Source organism: Actinophytocola sediminis (assembly GCF_054779715.1).
This window is the reverse complement of record NZ_BAAGXS010000107.1, coordinates 21,796-39,145: the sequence shown is the minus strand read 5'-3', so window position 1 is coordinate 39,145 and position 17,350 is coordinate 21,796. Positions and strand designations below refer to the sequence as shown.

General features: G+C 72.7%; 13 protein-coding genes and 1 pseudogene. 7 read left to right on the top strand and 7 right to left on the bottom strand.

Going from position 1 to position 17,350, the window contains the following annotated elements:
• The 4 genes and pseudogenes from ACYVIP_RS43980 to ACYVIP_RS43965 all read left to right on the top strand — a co-directional run.
• Nucleotides 1–469 (top strand): annotated as a pseudogene (locus ACYVIP_RS43980) (hypothetical protein); the annotation flags it as partial.
• 133 nt (nt 470–602) lie between these two features.
• Nucleotides 603–1,451: a hypothetical protein gene (locus ACYVIP_RS43975; protein ID WP_460407101.1), complete on the top strand. Its 849-nt coding sequence runs from the start codon at nt 603–605 to the stop codon at nt 1,449–1,451.
• A 228-nt stretch (nt 1,452–1,679) separates the two neighbouring features.
• The gene (locus ACYVIP_RS43970) at nt 1,680–3,032 is read left to right on the top strand and encodes a serine/threonine-protein kinase (RefSeq protein ID WP_460407100.1); all 1,353 of its coding nucleotides are present in this window, start codon (nt 1,680–1,682) and stop codon (nt 3,030–3,032) included.
• Nucleotides 3,033–3,066: 34 nt separating this feature from the next.
• Entirely contained in the window at nt 3,067–4,707 is a 1,641-nt protein-coding gene (locus ACYVIP_RS43965; protein ID WP_460407098.1) for a serine/threonine-protein kinase, read from the top strand.
• Between the two features lie 3 nt (nt 4,708–4,710).
• Here ACYVIP_RS43965 and ACYVIP_RS43960 read toward each other — a convergent pair whose 3' ends face one another.
• Together ACYVIP_RS43960 and ACYVIP_RS43955 are read right to left on the bottom strand one after the other, a co-directional pair.
• Entirely contained in the window at nt 4,711–5,376 is a 666-nt protein-coding gene (locus tag ACYVIP_RS43960) for a response regulator (protein ID WP_460407096.1), read from the bottom strand.
• 25 nt (nt 5,377–5,401) lie between these two features.
• Nucleotides 5,402–6,673 (bottom strand): PspC domain-containing protein, encoded by a 1,272-nt coding sequence (locus ACYVIP_RS43955; protein WP_460407103.1) that lies wholly within the window; start codon nt 6,671–6,673, stop codon nt 5,402–5,404.
• Between the two features lie 152 nt (nt 6,674–6,825).
• Here ACYVIP_RS43955 and ACYVIP_RS43950 point away from each other — a divergent pair, with 152 nt between their 5' ends.
• Nucleotides 6,826–8,205, top strand: a complete 1,380-nt coding sequence (locus ACYVIP_RS43950; protein ID WP_460407094.1) for a PspC domain-containing protein — start codon at nt 6,826–6,828, stop codon at nt 8,203–8,205.
• Nucleotides 8,198–8,425 (top strand): hypothetical protein, encoded by a 228-nt coding sequence (locus tag ACYVIP_RS43945; protein ID WP_460407093.1) that lies wholly within the window; start codon nt 8,198–8,200, stop codon nt 8,423–8,425. The genes ACYVIP_RS43950 and ACYVIP_RS43945 overlap by 8 nt, the downstream gene beginning before the upstream one ends.
• A 69-nt stretch (nt 8,426–8,494) precedes the next feature.
• On the opposite strand, the gene guaA is transcribed toward ACYVIP_RS43945, so the two are convergent.
• Nucleotides 8,495–10,048 (bottom strand): glutamine-hydrolyzing GMP synthase, encoded by a 1,554-nt coding sequence (gene guaA / locus ACYVIP_RS43940; RefSeq protein WP_460407092.1) that lies wholly within the window; start codon nt 10,046–10,048, stop codon nt 8,495–8,497.
• A 42-nt stretch (nt 10,049–10,090) separates the two neighbouring features.
• Between guaA and ACYVIP_RS43935 the strand changes: the two genes are divergently transcribed.
• Nucleotides 10,091–11,545, top strand: coding sequence for an aldehyde dehydrogenase family protein (locus ACYVIP_RS43935; protein ID WP_460407090.1), 1,455 nt, complete (start codon nt 10,091–10,093; stop codon nt 11,543–11,545).
• Nucleotides 11,546–11,584: 39 nt separating this feature from the next.
• Here ACYVIP_RS43935 and ACYVIP_RS43930 read toward each other — a convergent pair whose 3' ends face one another.
• The 4 genes from ACYVIP_RS43930 to ACYVIP_RS43915 are packed head-to-tail and all read right to left on the bottom strand — an operon-like array spanning nt 11,585 to nt 17,324.
• Complete coding sequence (locus ACYVIP_RS43930) at nt 11,585–13,087, bottom strand: FAD-binding oxidoreductase (protein ID WP_460407089.1); 1,503 nt, start codon at nt 13,085–13,087, stop codon at nt 11,585–11,587.
• A gap of 25 nt (nt 13,088–13,112) precedes the next feature.
• Nucleotides 13,113–14,672 carry an FAD-dependent monooxygenase gene (locus ACYVIP_RS43925; RefSeq protein WP_460407087.1) on the bottom strand — a complete coding sequence of 520 codons (1,560 nt, stop codon included), beginning with the start codon at nt 14,670–14,672 and terminating at the stop codon, nt 13,113–13,115.
• Nucleotides 14,673–14,692: 20 nt separating this feature from the next.
• A complete protein-coding gene (locus ACYVIP_RS43920; protein ID WP_460407086.1) occupies nt 14,693–15,649 on the bottom strand; it encodes an MBL fold metallo-hydrolase in 957 nt (318 codons plus the stop codon).
• A complete protein-coding gene (locus ACYVIP_RS43915) occupies nt 15,642–17,324 on the bottom strand; it encodes an FAD-dependent oxidoreductase (RefSeq protein WP_460407085.1) in 1,683 nt (560 codons plus the stop codon). The genes ACYVIP_RS43920 and ACYVIP_RS43915 overlap by 8 nt, the downstream gene beginning before the upstream one ends.
• Nucleotides 17,325–17,350 lie beyond the last annotated feature (26 nt).

Here is a 17,350-nt window from a genome sequence, read left to right as displayed (position 1 = left end):
GGCCGGCTCGCCGGCCGACCCGCTCCCCGACGGCCCGGCCGGCTCGGCGCCGGCCGGGGGCGTCGGCCGGCCGGCGGCGGCGGTGAACGCCCCCGGGCTGCTGAACGAGTCGGCCGGTGGCCCGCCGCTGCGGACCACGGTCGGTCCGCAGCCGGTCACGCCGACCGCGCCGAAGGCGATGGGCGACCGCACCGAGCGGTACTACGCGCTGGTCGTCATCGACCCCGCGGCGGCGTACGCGCTGTGCACCGGTGACCTGGCGGAAGCCGGCCTGGAGGGCATCGCGGAGCGTTACCGGGGCATCGCCAGGATCGAGGTCCTGGAGATCGTCATCGACCGCAACCACGCCACCACCACGAACACGGTGCGCGTGCACTACGCGGACGGCCGGACTGTGCTGGAAGAACGCCAGTTGACCTTCACCTGGGGCAGCGATCCCCGGATCAGCGACGAAATCGTCCCCAGCTGATAGTCCGATCGGGTGACATATCCGGTCAGTGATCACCCCGATCGGGTGATCCACTTCAATTCGCTAGCGTCCACCCGCCCCACGGGAGTACCAGTGGTGCGGTCCTGACGCTACGCACGGAGGCCGTCACAAAGTGAATCGTCTGACGACCGGGCGGCGGCATGTCCGCGCCGGGTCGGTTCACGTCACCGAACTGATCAACAGACAGGTGCCCCGCACCGGCCAACCCGCGCCAGCCAGCACGACATCGACCATCACCCTCGACGACCTGGACACGCAGGTCATCGACCAGTTCGAGCCGACGACCTCGCACCGCGCGGGACCCTCCCGAGGCGCCCAGCTCGCCAAGCTGACCAGCCTCGCCGCGGCCACGGTGGTGCTCTGCGTCGCGGTCGCCACGGCCACCATGATCAGCCACGACCGCGCCGGCAGGTCGGTGGCCAACCGGCCGGCGCTGCGCATCACCGGCGACCAGGCGCTGCTGCCCGACCAGCTCGAACGCACCCTCCCGCCGGCCGGGGCGCCGGTGCCGCCGAAGCTCGACGCGCCGGCGCCGTCCCCGACCCCCACCGGGTCGAGCAGCACCCAGGCCGCCGCGCCGACCGTACGGCCGTCCACCGCTTCGGACCGGGCGGCCGTCGCCAGCCCGGCCGAGCCGGACCCGCCGCCGCCCACCGCCTCGATGTCGGACGTCGCGCTTGTCGAGTCGTTCTACGACCTGCTCCCGAGCGATCCGGACAGCGCGTTCGACCTGCTCGCGCCGGACCTGCTGAGCAGCACCCTCGGTGAGTTCCTCGACTCCTGGTCGACCGTCCGCGCCATCGACGTCCTCGAGGTGCGCGAGCACCCGGAGGGCATCGTCGCGGTGGTCCGCCTCGGGCTGGCCGACGGCGGCGCGATGCGGGTCGAACAGTTGCTCACCGTGGCCGACTCGCCGCACCGGATCACCGGCGCTCAACTACTGTCGGCCCAGCGCAACTGATCGAGTAACGTTTGTGGACACCGTGCACGGTGTGGTCCGCATTCGTGTGCACAGAGTGAACGCCTAGCCTGGTGCGGAGTCGGCGTACGTGGGCCCTGCTGTCTGGACTGGCGATCATTCCGCCCGCGCCAGCCCGGGAGGTTGTCTGTGCCCTGCGGTCCAGGTATTCCCACACTCTCGGAGTCGGCATGACCACCGAACGCCTGCAGGCAGGGAGGGCTCGTCGCGATGACCGATGAGGGTCGCCTGGTAGCCGGGCGCTACCGCCTCGTCCACCGCATCGGAACGGGTGCGATGGGCGTTGTGTGGCAGGCGCACGACGAGCGGTTGAACCGAACGGTCGCGGTCAAGAGACTTCTGCTGCAACCAGGTCTACCACCTGACGAGGCGCAGGAGGCCGTCGCGAGATGTATGCGCGAGGGCCGGATCGCCGCCAAGCTCCAGCACCCCAACGCCATCGCGGTCTTCGACGTGGTGGACGAGGACGGCGTGCCGTGCCTGGTGATGGAGTACCTGCCGTCCAAGAGCCTGGCCATGGTGATGGCCGAGCGCGGACCGCTCTCGCCGCGTGAGGTGGCCTGGATCGGCGCGCAGTCGGCCGCCGCGCTGGCCGCCGCGCACCTGGCCGGCATCGTGCACCGGGACGTCAAGCCGGGCAACATCCTGATCGCCGACGACGGCACGGTGAAGATCACCGACTTCGGCATCTCCCGGGCCACCGACGACGTGACGGTCACCAAGACCGGCATGATCGCCGGCACGCCCGCCTACCTCGCGCCCGAGTCGGCGGTCGGTCAGGAGCCGTCCCCGGCGTCGGACGTTTTCTCCCTCGGCTCGACGCTCTACGCCGCGATCGAGGGCGAGCCGCCGTTCGGCCTGACCGACAACACGCTGCAGCTGCTGCACGCGGTGGCCGCCGGCCGGATCAACCCGCCGCAGCGGTCCGGGCCGCTGACCGGGGTGCTGAACTGGCTGCTCGCCGCCGAGCCGGAGCAGCGGCCCTCCACCGCGCGCACCAGGGACATGCTCTCGGCGGTGGCCGCCGGCGAGGCGCCGTCGCTGCCGAGGACCTCACCCGCGACCGACTCGGCGACCAGAATGGTCATGCCGAACAGCGGCTACGGCGACTATGACGACTACGGCCGCGACGAGACGACCCAACTGGTCGGCATGGGCGAGCGGACCCGCTCGGTGCCCCGTCCGCGACCGACCGCGCCGCCGCCGTCGAGCCGCTCCCGGATGCCGCTGGTGTTCGCCGGGGTACTGCTGGTCGCGTTGGTCGCGACCGCCGCCTGGCTGCTGACGATGCGTGAGGATCCCCCGCCGAGCAACGACCCCGGTCAGCTGAGCGAGACGACCTCCGAGGCCGCGCCGACGACCACCACGACCACGACCACGACGACCCCGCCGCCGGTGGTGGAGGAGCCTCCCGAGGAGGAGGAGACCACGACCACCACGACGACCACGACCACCACCACGACGACCACGACGACCACCACGACGACGACCCCGCCGCCGACGACCACCACGACGACCACGTCCGAAGAGCCGGACGACCCGCCGATCGGGGGGGATGGCTGACCGTGGAGATCTGGTACGTGCTGGGAGTTTGTCGGTGACCGGTGAGGGAAGCCTGGTCGCCGGGCGCTATCGGTTGGGTCAGCGGCTGGGGTCCGGGGCGATGGGCATCGTGTGGCAGGCACACGACGAACGCCTGCACCGGACGGTCGCGGTAAAGCAGATGCTGTTGCAGCCGGGGCTGTCCGAGGCGCAGGCCGAGGAGTCGCGGCGAAGATGCATGCGTGAGGGTCGCATCGCCGCGCGGCTGGCGCACCCCAACGCGATCACCGTCTACGACGTCGCCGAACACGACGACGACCCGTGGCTGATCATGGAGTACCTGGCGTCCAAGAGCCTGGCCACGGTGCTCTCCGAGCGGGGCACGCTGCCCCCGGCCGAGGCCGCGGCGATCGGCGCGCAGATCGCCTCCGCGCTGGTCGCGGCGCACGCGGCCGGCATCGTGCACCGGGACATCAAGCCAGCCAACATCCTCATCGCCGACGACGGCACGGTCAAGATCACCGACTTCGGCATCTCCAGGGCCACCGGCGACGTGACGGTCACCGCGACCGGGATGCTCGCCGGCACGCCGGCCTACCTCGCGCCGGAGGTGGCCAAGGGCGAGAACCCGACGCCGGCCGCCGACGTGTTCAGCCTCGGTTCCACGCTGTACACGGCCGTGGAGGGGCATTCGCCCTTCGGATTAAGCGAGAACACCCTCGCGTTGCTCTACGCGGTCGCCGCCGGCAAGATCACCCCGCCGAGGCAGGCCGGCGCGCTGACCGCCCTGCTGATGCAGTTACTGCGGGTGGACCCGGTGGAACGGCCGTCGCTGATCACCGCGCGCGACGGGCTCACCGCGGTCGCCGAGGGCCGCCCGATGCCCAACCCGCCGAACTCCGCCGGCGCCACCACGGTCGCCACGCAGACCGATCGCATCGCCGGCAACCGGATGCCGCCGCCGGTCCCGCTCGGGCCGCCGACCCCGCCGCGAGCACAGCCAGGAGCACAGTGGCCGCCGCCGCCAAGCAGCGGCACCCGGCTGGACGCGAACCCGTTCGCCGAGCCGGCGCCGAGCGGCCCCGGCCCGGTCGTGTACCGCGAGCAGGTGCCGTCCGGCCCGATGCGCGCGCCCCGCCGACCGCCGACCGACCAGCGCAGGATCCGCTCGATCGTGCTGACCCTGCTGGCGATCGTGGCCGCCGCGCTCGTCGGCATCCTGGTGGCGAGCCTGTTCACCAACGACGGCAAGGCCGCCGGCAACGAGCAGCCGACGATCAGTGAGCAGCCCGAGCAGGGCACGGCCGACGAGAAGCCGCCGGCCGAGGAGACTTCCGAGGAGTCCGAGCCGGAGCCGACGACCGAGGAAAGCCAGGAGCCGACCGGCGACGACTACATCCAGGCCGTCCGGGACTACTACGCCCTGTTACCGGACGATACCGAGGCCGCCTGGGCGAGGATGACCTCCAAGGCACAGGACAAGTCGCCCGGCGGCCTGCGCGGTTATCAGGCTTTCTGGAAAACCATCGAATCGGTCTCCGTCGGGGAGACCTTCGCGAACGGCGACCGGGTGTCTGCCACCCTGGTCTACCAGCGCAGACGAGGCGGCTCGTCGACCGAGGCGTACTCGTTCGCGCTCATCGAGCGGGACGGCGAGTTGTTGATCAACAACTTCGTCCGCACCGGCCGCGGCTGACGCTCAGACCAGCCGCCGGTCCGACGCCCAACGGGACAGCTCGTACCGGTTGGACAACTGGGTCTTGCGCAGCACGCTGGACACGTGGGTCTCCACGGTCTTCACCGAGATGAACAGCTCCGCGGCGATCTCCTTGTAGGCATATCCCCTGGCCAGCAGCCGGAGCACATCGCGCTCCCTCGGCGTGAGCAGGTCGAGCTCCGGGTCGGAGATCGGCGCCGCGCCCGGCCGGTCGGCGAACGCGTCCAGCACGAACCCGGCCAGTCGCGGGGAGAACACCGCGTCGCCCTCGGACACCCGGACCACCGCCCGGACCAGCTCGTGGCTGGAGATCGTCTTGGTGACATAGCCCCTGGCACCCGCCCGGATCACCGCTATCACGTCCTCGGCGGCGTCGGAGACCGACAGCGCGAGGAACACCGTCTCCGGGTTGTCCGGCCGGGCCCGGCGCAGCACCTCGGCCCCGCCACCATCGGGCATGTGCACGTCCAGCAGCACCACGTCGGGCTTGTGGTGCCCGATGCCGACCACCGCCTCGCCGACCGTGCCGGCCTCGCCGACCACCTCGACGTCGTCGGTGATCGAGTCCAGCTCGGCACGGACCCCGGCCCGGAACAGGCCGTGGTCGTCCACCAGGAAAACCCGCACCGAACGCTGCTCGCTGGTCACGACATCTCTCCTCAGCTCGGCTCGTCTAGGCCGACTTGGCACCCACGGTAGCGCGCGGCATGTGCAACTGGACCTCGGTGCCCTCGCCGGGGGCCGTGCGCAGCCGCAGCTCGCCGCCGTTGCGCTCCATCCTGCCCCGGATCGAGGCGGCGAGGCCATGGCGGTCGGTGGGCACCGTCTTCGGGTCGAAGCCCTTGCCCCGGTCCCGCACGAAGATCGTCACCTGCTCCGGCTCGACCTCGGCGTACACGCTGACCTCCGAGACCCCGGCGTGCTTGGCCGCGTTCACCACCGCCTCCCGCGCGGCGAACACCAGGCCGGTCAGCCGCTCGTCGAGCTCGCAGTCGCCGACCACGACCTGCTGCACCTGGATCGCGAACGTGTCCTCCACCTCACCGCAGGCCTGCGCGACGGCCTCGGCGAACTTCATCACGTCCGACGAGTCGCCCCCGCCGTAGCCGGACGGCCCGTACAGCCAGCCGCGCAGCTGCCGCTCCTGGCCCCTGGCCAGCCGCAGCACCTCGCGCGGGGCCTCGGACTGCTTCTGGATCAGCGCCAGCGTCTGCAGCACCGAGTCGTGCAGGTGGGCGGCGATCTCCGCGCGCTCCTCGGAGCGGATGCGCTCCCGGCGCTCCTCGCCGAGGTCGCGCACCAGCCGCAGCCAGAACGGCACGGTCAGCACGGCCACCCCGATCAGCGCGGCCAGCACCGAGAGCAGCGCGAACTGCATCTGGTCGATGTTGACGTTGCGCACCAGGAACAGCGTGATCCCGGTGATCACCAGCGCGGCCCCGGACAGCACCCGCACCAGCGCGCTGCGCCCGCCGTCGCCGAGCACCAGCGAGGACATCCCGAACCGCGCCCGCCGCCTGGTCGACTCGTCGGCCTCCCGCCAGACCAGCGCGATACCGACCAGCGTGACGCCGACGCCGCCGGCGACCCAGCCGTTGAGCGTGCCCGACAGCGTGCCAAGGCCAAGGGCCAGGCCGAAGCCGAGCGCGAGCAGCCCTCGGGCCTGCTGGCGCTCCTTGCGGGTGACCTCCTTGACCCGCTCCTCCCGCTTGTTCTGCGGGATGAACATCCACAGCAGGCCGTAGGCGAGCACTCCGGCCCCGCCGAGCGCGGCCAGCAGCGCGAACGCCAGCCGCACCCACAGCACCTTCATGTCCAGGTGGTCGGCGAGACCCCCGGCGACCCCGGCGACCGCGCGACCGGACCGCCGACGGCGCATCTTCACCACGCCGTCGACCAGTTCCGGCGCCTTCGCCGGCGTGCGCTCGATGTCCGTGCTCACCACCACCTGCTGTACGACCACCCCATCATGGTCACACGTCCAGGATGCCGGTTCATCGGGGAAATACCCGGAACACGGCACCGCGCCCGTCTCCGGGTCAAACTCAGGGGTCGTCCCGGATGTGCCGGGCCCGACCAGCGGGGATGCTCGATACCGTGAGTGGGACAACGGGATCGAACCGCGCCGGCCTGGCCGGCGTCGAGGACTTGGCACAGGACTTCTGGGCGACGCGGCCGAGACGGCCGCGGCGTGGCCGAAAGATCGCCGGCGTGGCCGCCGGGATCGCCAACCGTTACCGCATCGACCCGACGCTGGTCCGCATCGGCCTGGTCGTGGCCGCCGTCTACGGCGGTGCCGGCCTCGTGCTGTACCTGCTCGGCTGGCTGTTCCTGCCGGAGCAGGACGACGAGGTGTCGCCGTTCGAGTCGCTGATCGGTCGCGGCCGGTCCTCGACCTCGGCGATGTTCACGGTGCTGCTGTGCCTGGCGTTCATCCCGACGTTCAGCTGGTTCTTCAACGGGTTCGCCCCTGGCTACCTCAGCCTGCTGATCGCCGGCGGGGCGCTCTACCTGCTGCACAACAACCGGGGCCAGCTCAACCGGGAGCAGGCCGCGGCGCCGGCCCAGCCGGACCTGCCGACGCCCCCCATGCCGCCCGTGCCCCCGATGCCGCCGACCCCGCCGGCCGCCCCGTGGTCGGCGACGGTGACCCAGCCGACGACCACACCCCTTGCGACGCCGGCCTCGGCCCCGACGGGTGCGACGATGCCGCTGCCCGCCGAGAGCGAGCCGCCGGCCGCCGAGCCGGCGCCGGAGCCCGAGGTGCGCACCACGCCGCCGGCGTGGGACCCGCTCGGCGCCGCGCCGTTCGCGTGGGACCTGCCGGACCCGAACCCCGAACTCGACCAACAGGAGCCGGAGCCGCCACCGGAGCGGCACCGCAAGTCGCGCATCGGCCTGGTGACCGTCGGTCTCGCGCTGATCGCCGTCGCCGGCATGTCGATCGCCGACAACAGCTGGCTCAACGCCCAGCACATCGTCGGCGTGGCGATGGCCATCCTGGGCCTGGGCATGGTGGCCGGCTCGTTCGTCCGCGGCGGTCGCGGACTGATCGGCCTTGCCGTGCCGCTGTCGGTGATCGGCATCGGGCTGACCACCATCTCCCCGCAGGGCTGGAACGGCGTCGGCGAGGTCAAGGCCAGCCCGACCACGATCAACCAGGTGCAGCCGGAGTACCGGCGGTCGGTCGGCTCGGTCGACCTCGACCTGACCGGCCTGCCGGCCACCGGCGAGGTCGACACCGAGATCGACCTCGGACTCGGGGACGTCAGCGTGGTGCTGCCCGAGAACGCCGACGTGTGGCTGAACTGCCACACCGCCCTCGGCTCGACCGAATGCCTCGGTGAGCGGCGCGACGACATCAACGCCGAGCGCCTGCCGGAGATCGTCGACTTCGGCGAGGATGGCAAGGGCGGCCTGCGTATCCACCTGAACGTCGATGTCGGCACCGGAAGCCTGGAGGTCAGCCGTGGCTGAGCGAACCGAGTCGGAGCGGACCGAGAGCCCCAGTCGCTGGCCGGACCTGTTCACCCTGCTGGTCGGCCTGGCGACGATGTTCGCGGCGGCCTACGTGCTCACCGACGGCCAGATCTGGGTGCCGACCACCGACCCGAGGTGGCTGCTGGCCGGCGGCGCCGGGCTGGTCGGCCTCGGACTGCTCGTCTCGTCCGTGCGCGGCGGGCGCCGAAAGCGCTGAGGCACTCCGAACTCCCACCACCGCGGGTGGTCTCCGATCCCGGAGGCCACCCGCTGCCTCATTCCAGGCTCATTCCCACTCGATGGTGCCCGGCGGCTTCGACGTCACGTCCAGCACGACCCGGTTCACGTCCGGGACCTCGTTGGTGATCCTGGTGGAGATCCGCTCGAGCACGTCGTAGGGCAGCCGGGTCCAGTCCGCGGTCATGGCGTCCTCGCTGGACACCGGGCGCAGCACCACCGGATGGCCGTAGGTGCGGAAGTCGCCCTGCACGCCGACGCTGTGCACGTCGGCCAGCAGCACCACCGGGCACTGCCAGATGTCGCGGTCCAGACCGGCGGCGGTCAGCTCCTCGCGGGCGATCGCGTCGGCCGCGCGCAGCAGCTCCAGGCGCGCGGCGGTGACCTCGCCGATGATCCGGATGCCGAGGCCGGGGCCGGGGAAGGGCTGGCGGTGCACGATCGTCTCCGGCAGGCCGAGCTCGAGGCCGACCCGGCGGACCTCGTCCTTGAACAGCTCACGCAGCGGCTCGACCAGCTCGAAGGCCAGGTCGTCCGGCAGGCCGCCGACGTTGTGGTGGCTCTTGATGTTCGCCGCGCCGGTGCCGCCGCCGGACTCGACCACGTCCGGGTAGAGCGTGCCCTGCACCAGGAACCGGTAGTCGCCCTCGGCGGTGAGCTCGCGCTCGGCCTGCTCGAACACCCGGATGAACTCCCGGCCGATGATCTTGCGTTTCTGCTCGGGGTCGGTGACCCCGGCGAGCGCGCCGAGGAACCGGTCGGCGGCGTCCACGGTCACCAGCTTGACCCCGGTCGCGGCCACGAAGTCGCGCTCGACCTGCCCGCGCTCGCCGGCCCTCAGCAGCCCGTGGTCGACGAACACGCAGGTCAGCCGGTCGCCGATGGCGCGCTGGACCAGCGCGGCGGCCACCGCGGAGTCGACTCCGCCGGACAGCCCGCAGATCGCCCGCCCGTCGCCGACCTGCGCGGCGATCCTGGCGACCTGCTCGTCCACGATCGACGCGATCGTCCACGACGGCCGCAGGCCCGCGATGTCGTGCAGGAACCGGCGCAGCACCTCCTGGCCGTGCGGGGAGTGCGCGACCTCCGGGTGGTACTGCACGCCGGCGAAGCGCCGCGAACGGTCCTCGAACGCGGCCACCGGGGCGCCCTCGGAGCTGGCGGTGACGGTGAAGCCGTCGGGCGCCTTGGTGACGCTGTCGCCGTGGCTCATCCACACCGGGTGGCGGTGCGGCAGGTCGGCGTGCAGCGTGCCGCCGTCGGCGGCCAGCTCGGTGCGGCCGAACTCGCGGGCGCCGGTGTGCTCGACCGTGCCGCCGAGCGCCTTGGCCATCGCCTGGAAGCCGTAGCAGATGCCGAACACCGGCACCCCGGCGTCGAACAGGGCCGGGTCGACCTCGGGCGCGCCGTCGGCGTAGACGCTCGACGGGCCGCCGGAGAGCACGATCGCCGCCGGGTTCCGCGCCAGCAGCGACGCGACGTCCTCGGTGTGCGGCACGACCTCGGAGTAGACCTGGACCTCGCGGACCCGCCTGGCGATGAGCTGGGCGTACTGCGCTCCGTAGTCGACGACGATGACCGGGCGGTGGAGATTATGCGTCACCGCCGAAGCATGTCACGCGGTCGAAGGAACTACGGTGGGGGCATGAACGCGACAGAGCCGCACCTGCCGACCCCCCGGCCAGCGTGGATCGCCGGTCATGCCGAGCAGAGCGACCGGACGCTCGCCGTGCACCACCCGTATGACGGCGACGAGATCGCCACGGTGTGCGTGCCCTCCCCGGCACAGGTCGAGCGCGCGATCAACGCCGCGGTGACGGTGGCCAAGGAGTTCCGCACCACGCCGGCCCACATCCGCGCCGCCGCGCTGGAGCACGTGTCCCGCGAGCTGCGGGCGCGGTCCGACGAGGTCGCCGAGATGATCACCGCCGAGAACGGCAAGCCGCTCAAGTGGGCCAACGTCGAGGTCAACCGGGCCGTGTCGACCTTCCGGCTGGCGGCGGAGGAGGCCCGCCGGTTCTCCGGTGAGCTGCAGCGGTTGGACACCGATCCCACCGCGGAGGGCAGGCTCGCGGTGATCCGCCGGGTGCCGCGCGGGCCGGTGCTGGGCATCGCGCCGTTCAACTTCCCGCTGAACCTGGTCGCGCACAAGATCGCGCCGGCGCTCGCGGTCGGCGCGCCGATCATCGTGAAGCCGGCGCCGAGGACCCCGCTGTCCGCGCTGCTGCTCGGTGAGCTGCTCGCCGAGACCGAGCTGCCCGACGGCGCGTTCTCGGTGCTGACGCTGGGCAACGAGGAGACCATGGCGCTGGTCAAGGACCCCCGGCTGCCGGTGGTGTCGTTCACCGGCTCCGGCCCGGTCGGCTGGTCGCTGATGGACGCCGCGCCGCGCAAGCAGGTCGTGCTGGAGCTCGGCGGCAACGGCGCGGCCGTGGTCTGCGCCGACTGGCCGGACCTGGACTTCGCCGCGCAGCGGATCGCGACTTTCGGCAACTACCAGGCCGGGCAGTCGTGCATCGCGGTGCAGCGGGTGCTGGTCGACCGGAAGGTCGCCGACAAGTTCGTGCCGATGCTGCTGGACGCGGTGTCCCGGCTGCGCACCGGCGACCCGCACGACCCGGATGTCGAGGTCGGCCCGATGGTCGACGAGGCCGCCGCGCAGCGGGTCCAGTCCTGGGTCGAGGAGGCCGTCTCCGGCGGCGCGAAGCTGCTGGCCGGCGGGAAGCGCGACGGCGCGAGCCTGGAGCCGACCGTACTCGCCGAGGTCCCGCGCGAGGCGAAGGCCTGGTCGGAGGAGGTGTTCGGGCCGCTGCTCGCGGTTTCCGTCACCGACGGCCTGGACGACGCGTTCGCGCAGGTCAACGACTCCTACTACGGGTTGCAGACCGGGGTGTTCACCCGCGACGTGCAGGTGGCGTTCCGGGCGCGGGCGGAGCTGGACGTCGGCGGCGTGATCGTCGGCGACGTGCCGTCCTTCCGCGCCGACCAGATGCCCTACGGCGGGGTGAAGGGCTCCGGCGTTGGCCGCGAGGGTGTGCGCAGCGCCATGAACGACCTCACCGAGGAACGCATCATGGTCCTCACCGGCCTCGAGCTGTAGCTCCCGGACCGCAGCGAAGGGTCCCTTCGCTGCGGTTGCTCAGGCCGGGCCGACGGACTGGGGGAAGGCGAACAGGGCTTCCGGGTCGTAGGTGCCGGCCACCTGTCGCAGGCGGGGGAGGTTGGCGCCGTAGTAGGCGCTGGCCCAGTTCGGCAGGCCGGGGTCGATGTAGTTGACGTAGGCGTGCGCGCCGGTCAGCGCGCCGAGGCCGTCGCGGACCGCGGCGACCCGCTCGGTGGCCAGCGCCGGGCCCTCGGCGGTGTTGGCGTAGATCTGCGCACTGGCCAGCGCGCTCCGGTGCGGGAACGCGGTCTCGTCCGGCGCCAGCGCGGACACCGCGCCGCCGAGGGAGTCGAACAGCAGGTCAAGCCCGGACACCTCGGTGAGCAGCGGGACGACCTTGGCCGGGTCCGCCGGGCCGGCGAGGATCCGCGACGAGGCGACGAACGACTCCCGGCCCAGCTGCCCGCCCTCGGCCTCTGGATGGCACTGGGCCGGCTCCTTCGTCGAGCACCCGGCGAAGTACCGCATCGCGTCGAGGTAGCCCTTGGTGGTGACCGAACGGGTGGTCGTCGGCAGCCCGAGCCGGTCGAGCTGCCGACGGCAGCCCGCCTCGTCGCCGACGAAGCAGCCGCCGACCCGGACGCCGGGCGAGGACCCGGCGGAGAGCACGCAGTTGGACCACAGCTCGTCGGGCAGGTCCGCGATCCAGTCCTGCCACGCGCCGAGCACGTCGACCGCGCCGGCGGTGAAGCGCAGCGAGAACACCGTCAGCTCCGGCGCTGGCTCGGTGGCGAAGGTGAACGAGGTGACGATGCCGAAGTTGCCGCCGCCCCCGCCGCGCAGCGCCCAGAACAGGTCCGGCTCCGCGCTCGCGGACACCGTGCGCAGCTCGCCGTCCGAGGTGACGATCTGCGCGGACACCAGCCGGTCGCAGGTCAGGCCGAACTTGCGGCTGAGCACGCCGATGCCGCCGCCGAGGGTCAGCCCGGCGACGCCGACGGTCGGGCAGGACCCGGCCGGCAGGCACCGGCCCTCGGCGGCCAACCCGGTGTAGACGTCGATCAGCCGGGTGCCCGCGCCGATCACCGCCGTGCCGTCCGGCCGGACCTCGACCCCCGACATCGGGTTGAGGTCGACCACGAGCGCGCCGTCGGCGTTGCTGTAGCCGGCGTAGCTGTGCCCGCCGGAGCGGGCGGCGATCGGCAGCCGGGCGTTCGCGGCGACCTCGACGCAGGCCTGCACGTCCGCCGGCCGGGCGCAGCCGGCGACCGCTGCCGGGCGGCGGCCGTCGAACATCGGGTTGTACACCCGGCGGGCCGCGGCGTAGCCGGGATCGCCCGGCAGCTGGAGCCGGCCGGCCAGGCGACCGCGCAGCGCCGGCCAGTCCGGTGGGGCCGGGGCGGTCGAGGTGGTGGGTGGCGGCGTGGTCGGCCGGGGAGTCGCGGTCGGTCTCGGCGTGCCGGCGGTGCCGGTGCAGGCGGTGGCCGCGCCGGCGGTCAGTGCGGCGGCGGCGCCGAGGAACGTTCTGCGACTGAGCACACCTAGGGAGACGTCCCGGCCGTGATCAGGTTGTCGCGCCGGGCGCCCAGCCCGTCGCCCGGCGCAGGGCCTCGGTGACCAGCGGCGCGATCGTCGCCGGTGATCTTGGCTCGGTGAGCACGGCCGCGAGGTGCCCGTCCGGGCGGACGATCGCGAGCGAGCGCGGCCGCAGCCCCAACGCGGTGACCAGCACGTCGTCGGGGAACTCGTCGAGGGGCACCGGCTGGCCGGTGAGCGCCTTCTCCCACTTGTCGGCCGGCCGCCACGGGCACCAGTTGGTGAGCACCGCGAACCGGGGCCCGATCAGCTCCCGCAGCCGCATGCCCCACCAGTCCAGCCGCGCGTCCGGACACAGCGTGCCGGGGGCGGGCGTGTTGGGCAGCGGGTAGCGACGGGTGGTGGTGAGCGGGGAGTCGGCGTAGCGGTGGGGCTCGGCGAGCCGGCCGGAGTCGATCTCGGCCCGCGCGGTCTCGTCGGTGACCGCGCGGGTCAGCACGTCCACCCGGCGGGCCAGGTCGGCCTCGGTGTTCGGCACGAGGAAGCGCATGGTCTCGCCGGTGACCCGCAGGTTCTCCTCGGCCGCCGCGCCGCGCTCGGCGTCGTAGGAGGCCAGCAGTTCCGGGCCGCCCTGCCCCGACCGGTCGAGCGCGATCTTCCACGCCGCGTTGTCGGCGTCGCAGATGCCGGAGTTGAGCCCGCGCGCGCCGAAGGGGCTCATCACGTGCGCCGCGTCGCCGGCCAGCAGCACCCGCCCGACCGCCATCCTGGGCGCCCGCCGCTGGTGGAACCGGTAGACCGACAGCCAGATGATCTCGTAGGCGGCGTCGCCGACCACGGCCCTGATCCGCTCGTCGAGCCCGCCGCCCGCCTGCTCGCGGGCCAGGTCGAAGTCCGCCGGCACCTGCCAGTCGATCCGCCACACGCCGTCTGGTTGGGGGTGCAGCAGCACCTGGCGGCCGGGATTCCACTCCGGGTCGAAGAAGAACCGGCGCTCGGGCACGGTGAACCCGAGGTCCGCGCGGATGTCGGCGATCAGGAACTTGTCCGAGTAGGACTCGCCGGGGAACGGCAGCCCCAACGACTCGCGCACCGCGGAACGCTGCCCGTCGGCGGCCACCAGGTGCGTGCCGCGCACCGTCGAGTCCGACGTGGTCACGGTGACGCCGTCGTCGTCCTGCTCGACGCCGACCACCCGCTGCCCCCGCCGAACCTCGACCAGCGGCTCGGCCGCGATCCGGTCGTCCAGCAGAAGCTCCACAATGGACTGTGGGGTGTTCACGAACGGCGGGAACGCGCTGTCGCCGACTTCGGGGAAGGTGATCTCCAGTACCTGGTGGTCCCGGTAGTAGGTGCGCCCGCGCGTCCAGGTCACCCCGGCCTCGGCGACCGCGGCGCCGACCCCGGCGCGCTCCAGGATGTCCAGCACGTCGCGCTGCACGCAGATCGACCGGCTGCCGACGGCGACCCGCGCCGGCTGCTCCTCGAGCAGCACACTGGGCACCCCGCAGCGCGCGAGCAGCAACGCCGCCACCATGCCGACCGGCCCCGCACCGGCCACCACCACCGGCTCCGACCCCACTGTCATGACGCCAAGCCTGCCAGGAATCAGGACTGCAGCTCCGCCCAGACCTCCTGGTCCCGCTCGGGGGTCCAGATCCGGGGCCAGTCGATGCCGTCCAGTTCGTCCCAGTAGCGCGCCACGTTGAACGGCAGGCAGTGCTCGAAGATCGGCCAGCCGCCGAACTCCGGGGCCAGCGCGGCGTGCGCGGCGTCGAACGCCTCGTGCAGGGTGCCGGCGCGGGCGCGCACCTCGCCGACAGTGCGGCACAGCTCGTCCAGGAAGTGCCGGCTCTGCGCGATCGCCGCCGCCACCGCCTCCTCGCCGTGCACCACCGGACCCCGCCCGCCGACCAGCGTCCTGGCCGGGAACTCCGCCACGGTGTCCAATGTGGACGTCGCCCAGTCCCGGTGGAACGCGTCGCCGGTGTAGAGCGCGGCCTGCGCCTCGACCAGGTCGCCGGCGAACAGGATCCGCTCGGTCGGCAACCACGCCACGATGTCCCCGGCGGTGTGCCCGCGCCCGCAGTGGCGCAACACCAGCTCCCGCTCCCCGCCGAGCGGGATCGTCAGCCGCTCGGAGAAGGTCAGCGTCGGCCAGGTCAGGTCCGGGATGGACGCGGGCTCCTCGAACAGCCGGGGCATCCGCGCCAGCTCCGACTCCCAGTCCGCCCGCCCGCGCTCGGCGATCAGCGCCCTGGTCCGCTCGTGGGTGACGATCTCCGAAGCCTCGAACGCGCTCGCGCCGAGCACCCGCACCGCGTGGTAGTGGCTGAGCACCAGGTAGCGCACCGGCTTGTCGGTCCGCTCGCGCAGCCGGTCGAGCCAGCGCCGGGCCGCGACCGGGGTGGCCCTGGCCTCGAAGCAGACCAGGAAGTCCTCGCCCTCCACGGCCGCCACGTTGGGGTCGCCGGCCGCGGTGAACGCGTACACCCCCTCGGCCAGCTCGGTGAACGTCTCCGACTTCGCCTCGAGGTCCGCACTGGACGCAAACGCCTTAGCCACGCACCCACCCTGCCACGGACAACGCCGCCGGCGCGCCCGTCGGCACCGCGGGGGTGTTCGGCGCGACCGGGTCGACCCGCCGGTAGGACTCGCCGGGCGCGGGCCGCCGGTCGGCCTCGCCGTTGTTCGGCCACAGCGAGAACACCCGCTCGGCCTGCGCGGCGATGGTCAGCGACGGGTTCACGCCGAGGTTCGCCGAGATCGCCGAACCGTCCACCACCGACAGCCCCGGGTAGTGGTGCACCCGGTGGTAGGGGTCGATCACCCCGTCCTGTGCCGACGTGCCGATCGCGCAGCCGCCGAGGAAGTGCGCGGTCAGCGGGATGTTGAACACCTCGCCCCAGGTGCCGCCGGCGGTGCCGCCGATGTGCTTGGCCGCCAGTTGGTTGGCGTCGTAGCCGGCCTGGATGAACGTCGGGTTCGGCTCGCCGTGGCCCTGGCGGGAGGTGTAGCGGCGGCGGCCGAACAGGCCGCGGCGGGTGTAGGTGGTGATCGAGTTGTCCAGGCTCTGCATCACCAGCAGGATCACCGTCCGCTCGCTCCACCGGTGCACCCGCAGCAGGCCGGCGGTGGTCACCGGGTGGCGGACGGCGAACCGCAGCACCTGCAGCCAGCGCGGGGTGGCCGCCGCGCCGTCGGTCGCGATCGTCTGCAGCAGCCCCATCGCGTTGCTGCCCCGGCCGTAGCGCACCGGCTCGATGTGGGTGGTCTCGTCCGGGTGGATCGACGAGGTGATCGCCACGCCGCGGGAGAAGTCCCGGTCCCGGTCGACCGCCGGCCGCGCGGCGCCGATGATCGCCTCCGAGTTCGTCCTGGTCAGCTCGCCGAGGCGGGGCGAGAGCCGGGGCAGGACACCGTGGTCGCGCATGGTGTGCAGCAGCCGCTGGGTGCCCCAGGTGCCGGCGGCGAGCACCACCTGGGTGGCCGAGATCCGGGCGCGGGCCTGGCGGCCGGTGCGCCGCAGGTCGACGTCGAAGCCGCCGCCCGCGCGGGGTCGCACGGCGGTCACCGTGGTCAGCGGCAGGACCTTCGCGCCCGCCTGCTCCGCCAGGTACAGGTAGTTCTTCACCAGGGTGTTCTTGGCGCCGACGCGGCAGCCGGTCATGCACGAGCCGCACTCGGTGCACCCGGTGCGCGCCGGGCCCGCGCCGCCGAAGTACGGGTCGGGCACCGTGCTGCCCGGCCGGCCGAAGTACACCCCGACCGGGGTCGGGCGGTAGGTGTCGGCCACGCCGAGGTCGGTGGCCACGGCGCGCATCACCTCGTCGGCCGGGGTGGTGGTCGGGTTGGTGACCACGCCGAGCATCCGGGACGCCTGGTCGTAGTGCGGCGCCAGCTCGGCTTCCCAGTCGGTGATGTCGGCCCACTGCCGGTCGGCGTAGAAGGGCCGCGGCGGCCGGTAGAGCGTGTTCGCGTAGACCAGCGAGCCGCCGCCGACCCCGGCGCCCGCCAGGATCATCACGTCCTTGAGCAGGTGGATGCGCTGGATGCCGTAGCAGCCGAGCGCGGGCGCCCACAGGTACCGGCGCAGGTCCCAGGAGGTCTTCGCGAACTCGTCGTCGGCGAACCGCCTGCCCGCCTCGACCACCGCGACCCGGTAGCCCTTCTCCGTCAGCCGCAGCGCCGCGACGCTGCCGCCGAAGCCGGAGCCGACAACCACCACGTCGTAGTCCATACGCACTGAGGCTAGCCACCGGTGGC

What these genes read in the sequence shown, in the direction of transcription:
- ACYVIP_RS43970 (WP_460407100.1), top strand. Translation starts at nt 1,680, where the DNA reads ATGACCGATGAGGGTCGCCTGGTAGCCGGGCGCTACCGCCTCGTCCAC.
- ACYVIP_RS43935 (WP_460407090.1), top strand. Translation starts at nt 10,091, where the DNA reads ATGAACGCGACAGAGCCGCACCTGCCGACCCCCCGGCCAGCGTGGATC.
- ACYVIP_RS43925 (WP_460407087.1), bottom strand. Translation starts at nt 14,672, where the DNA reads ATGACAGTGGGGTCGGAGCCGGTGGTGGTGGCCGGTGCGGGGCCGGTC.
- ACYVIP_RS43915 (WP_460407085.1), bottom strand. Translation starts at nt 17,324, where the DNA reads ATGGACTACGACGTGGTGGTTGTCGGCTCCGGCTTCGGCGGCAGCGTC.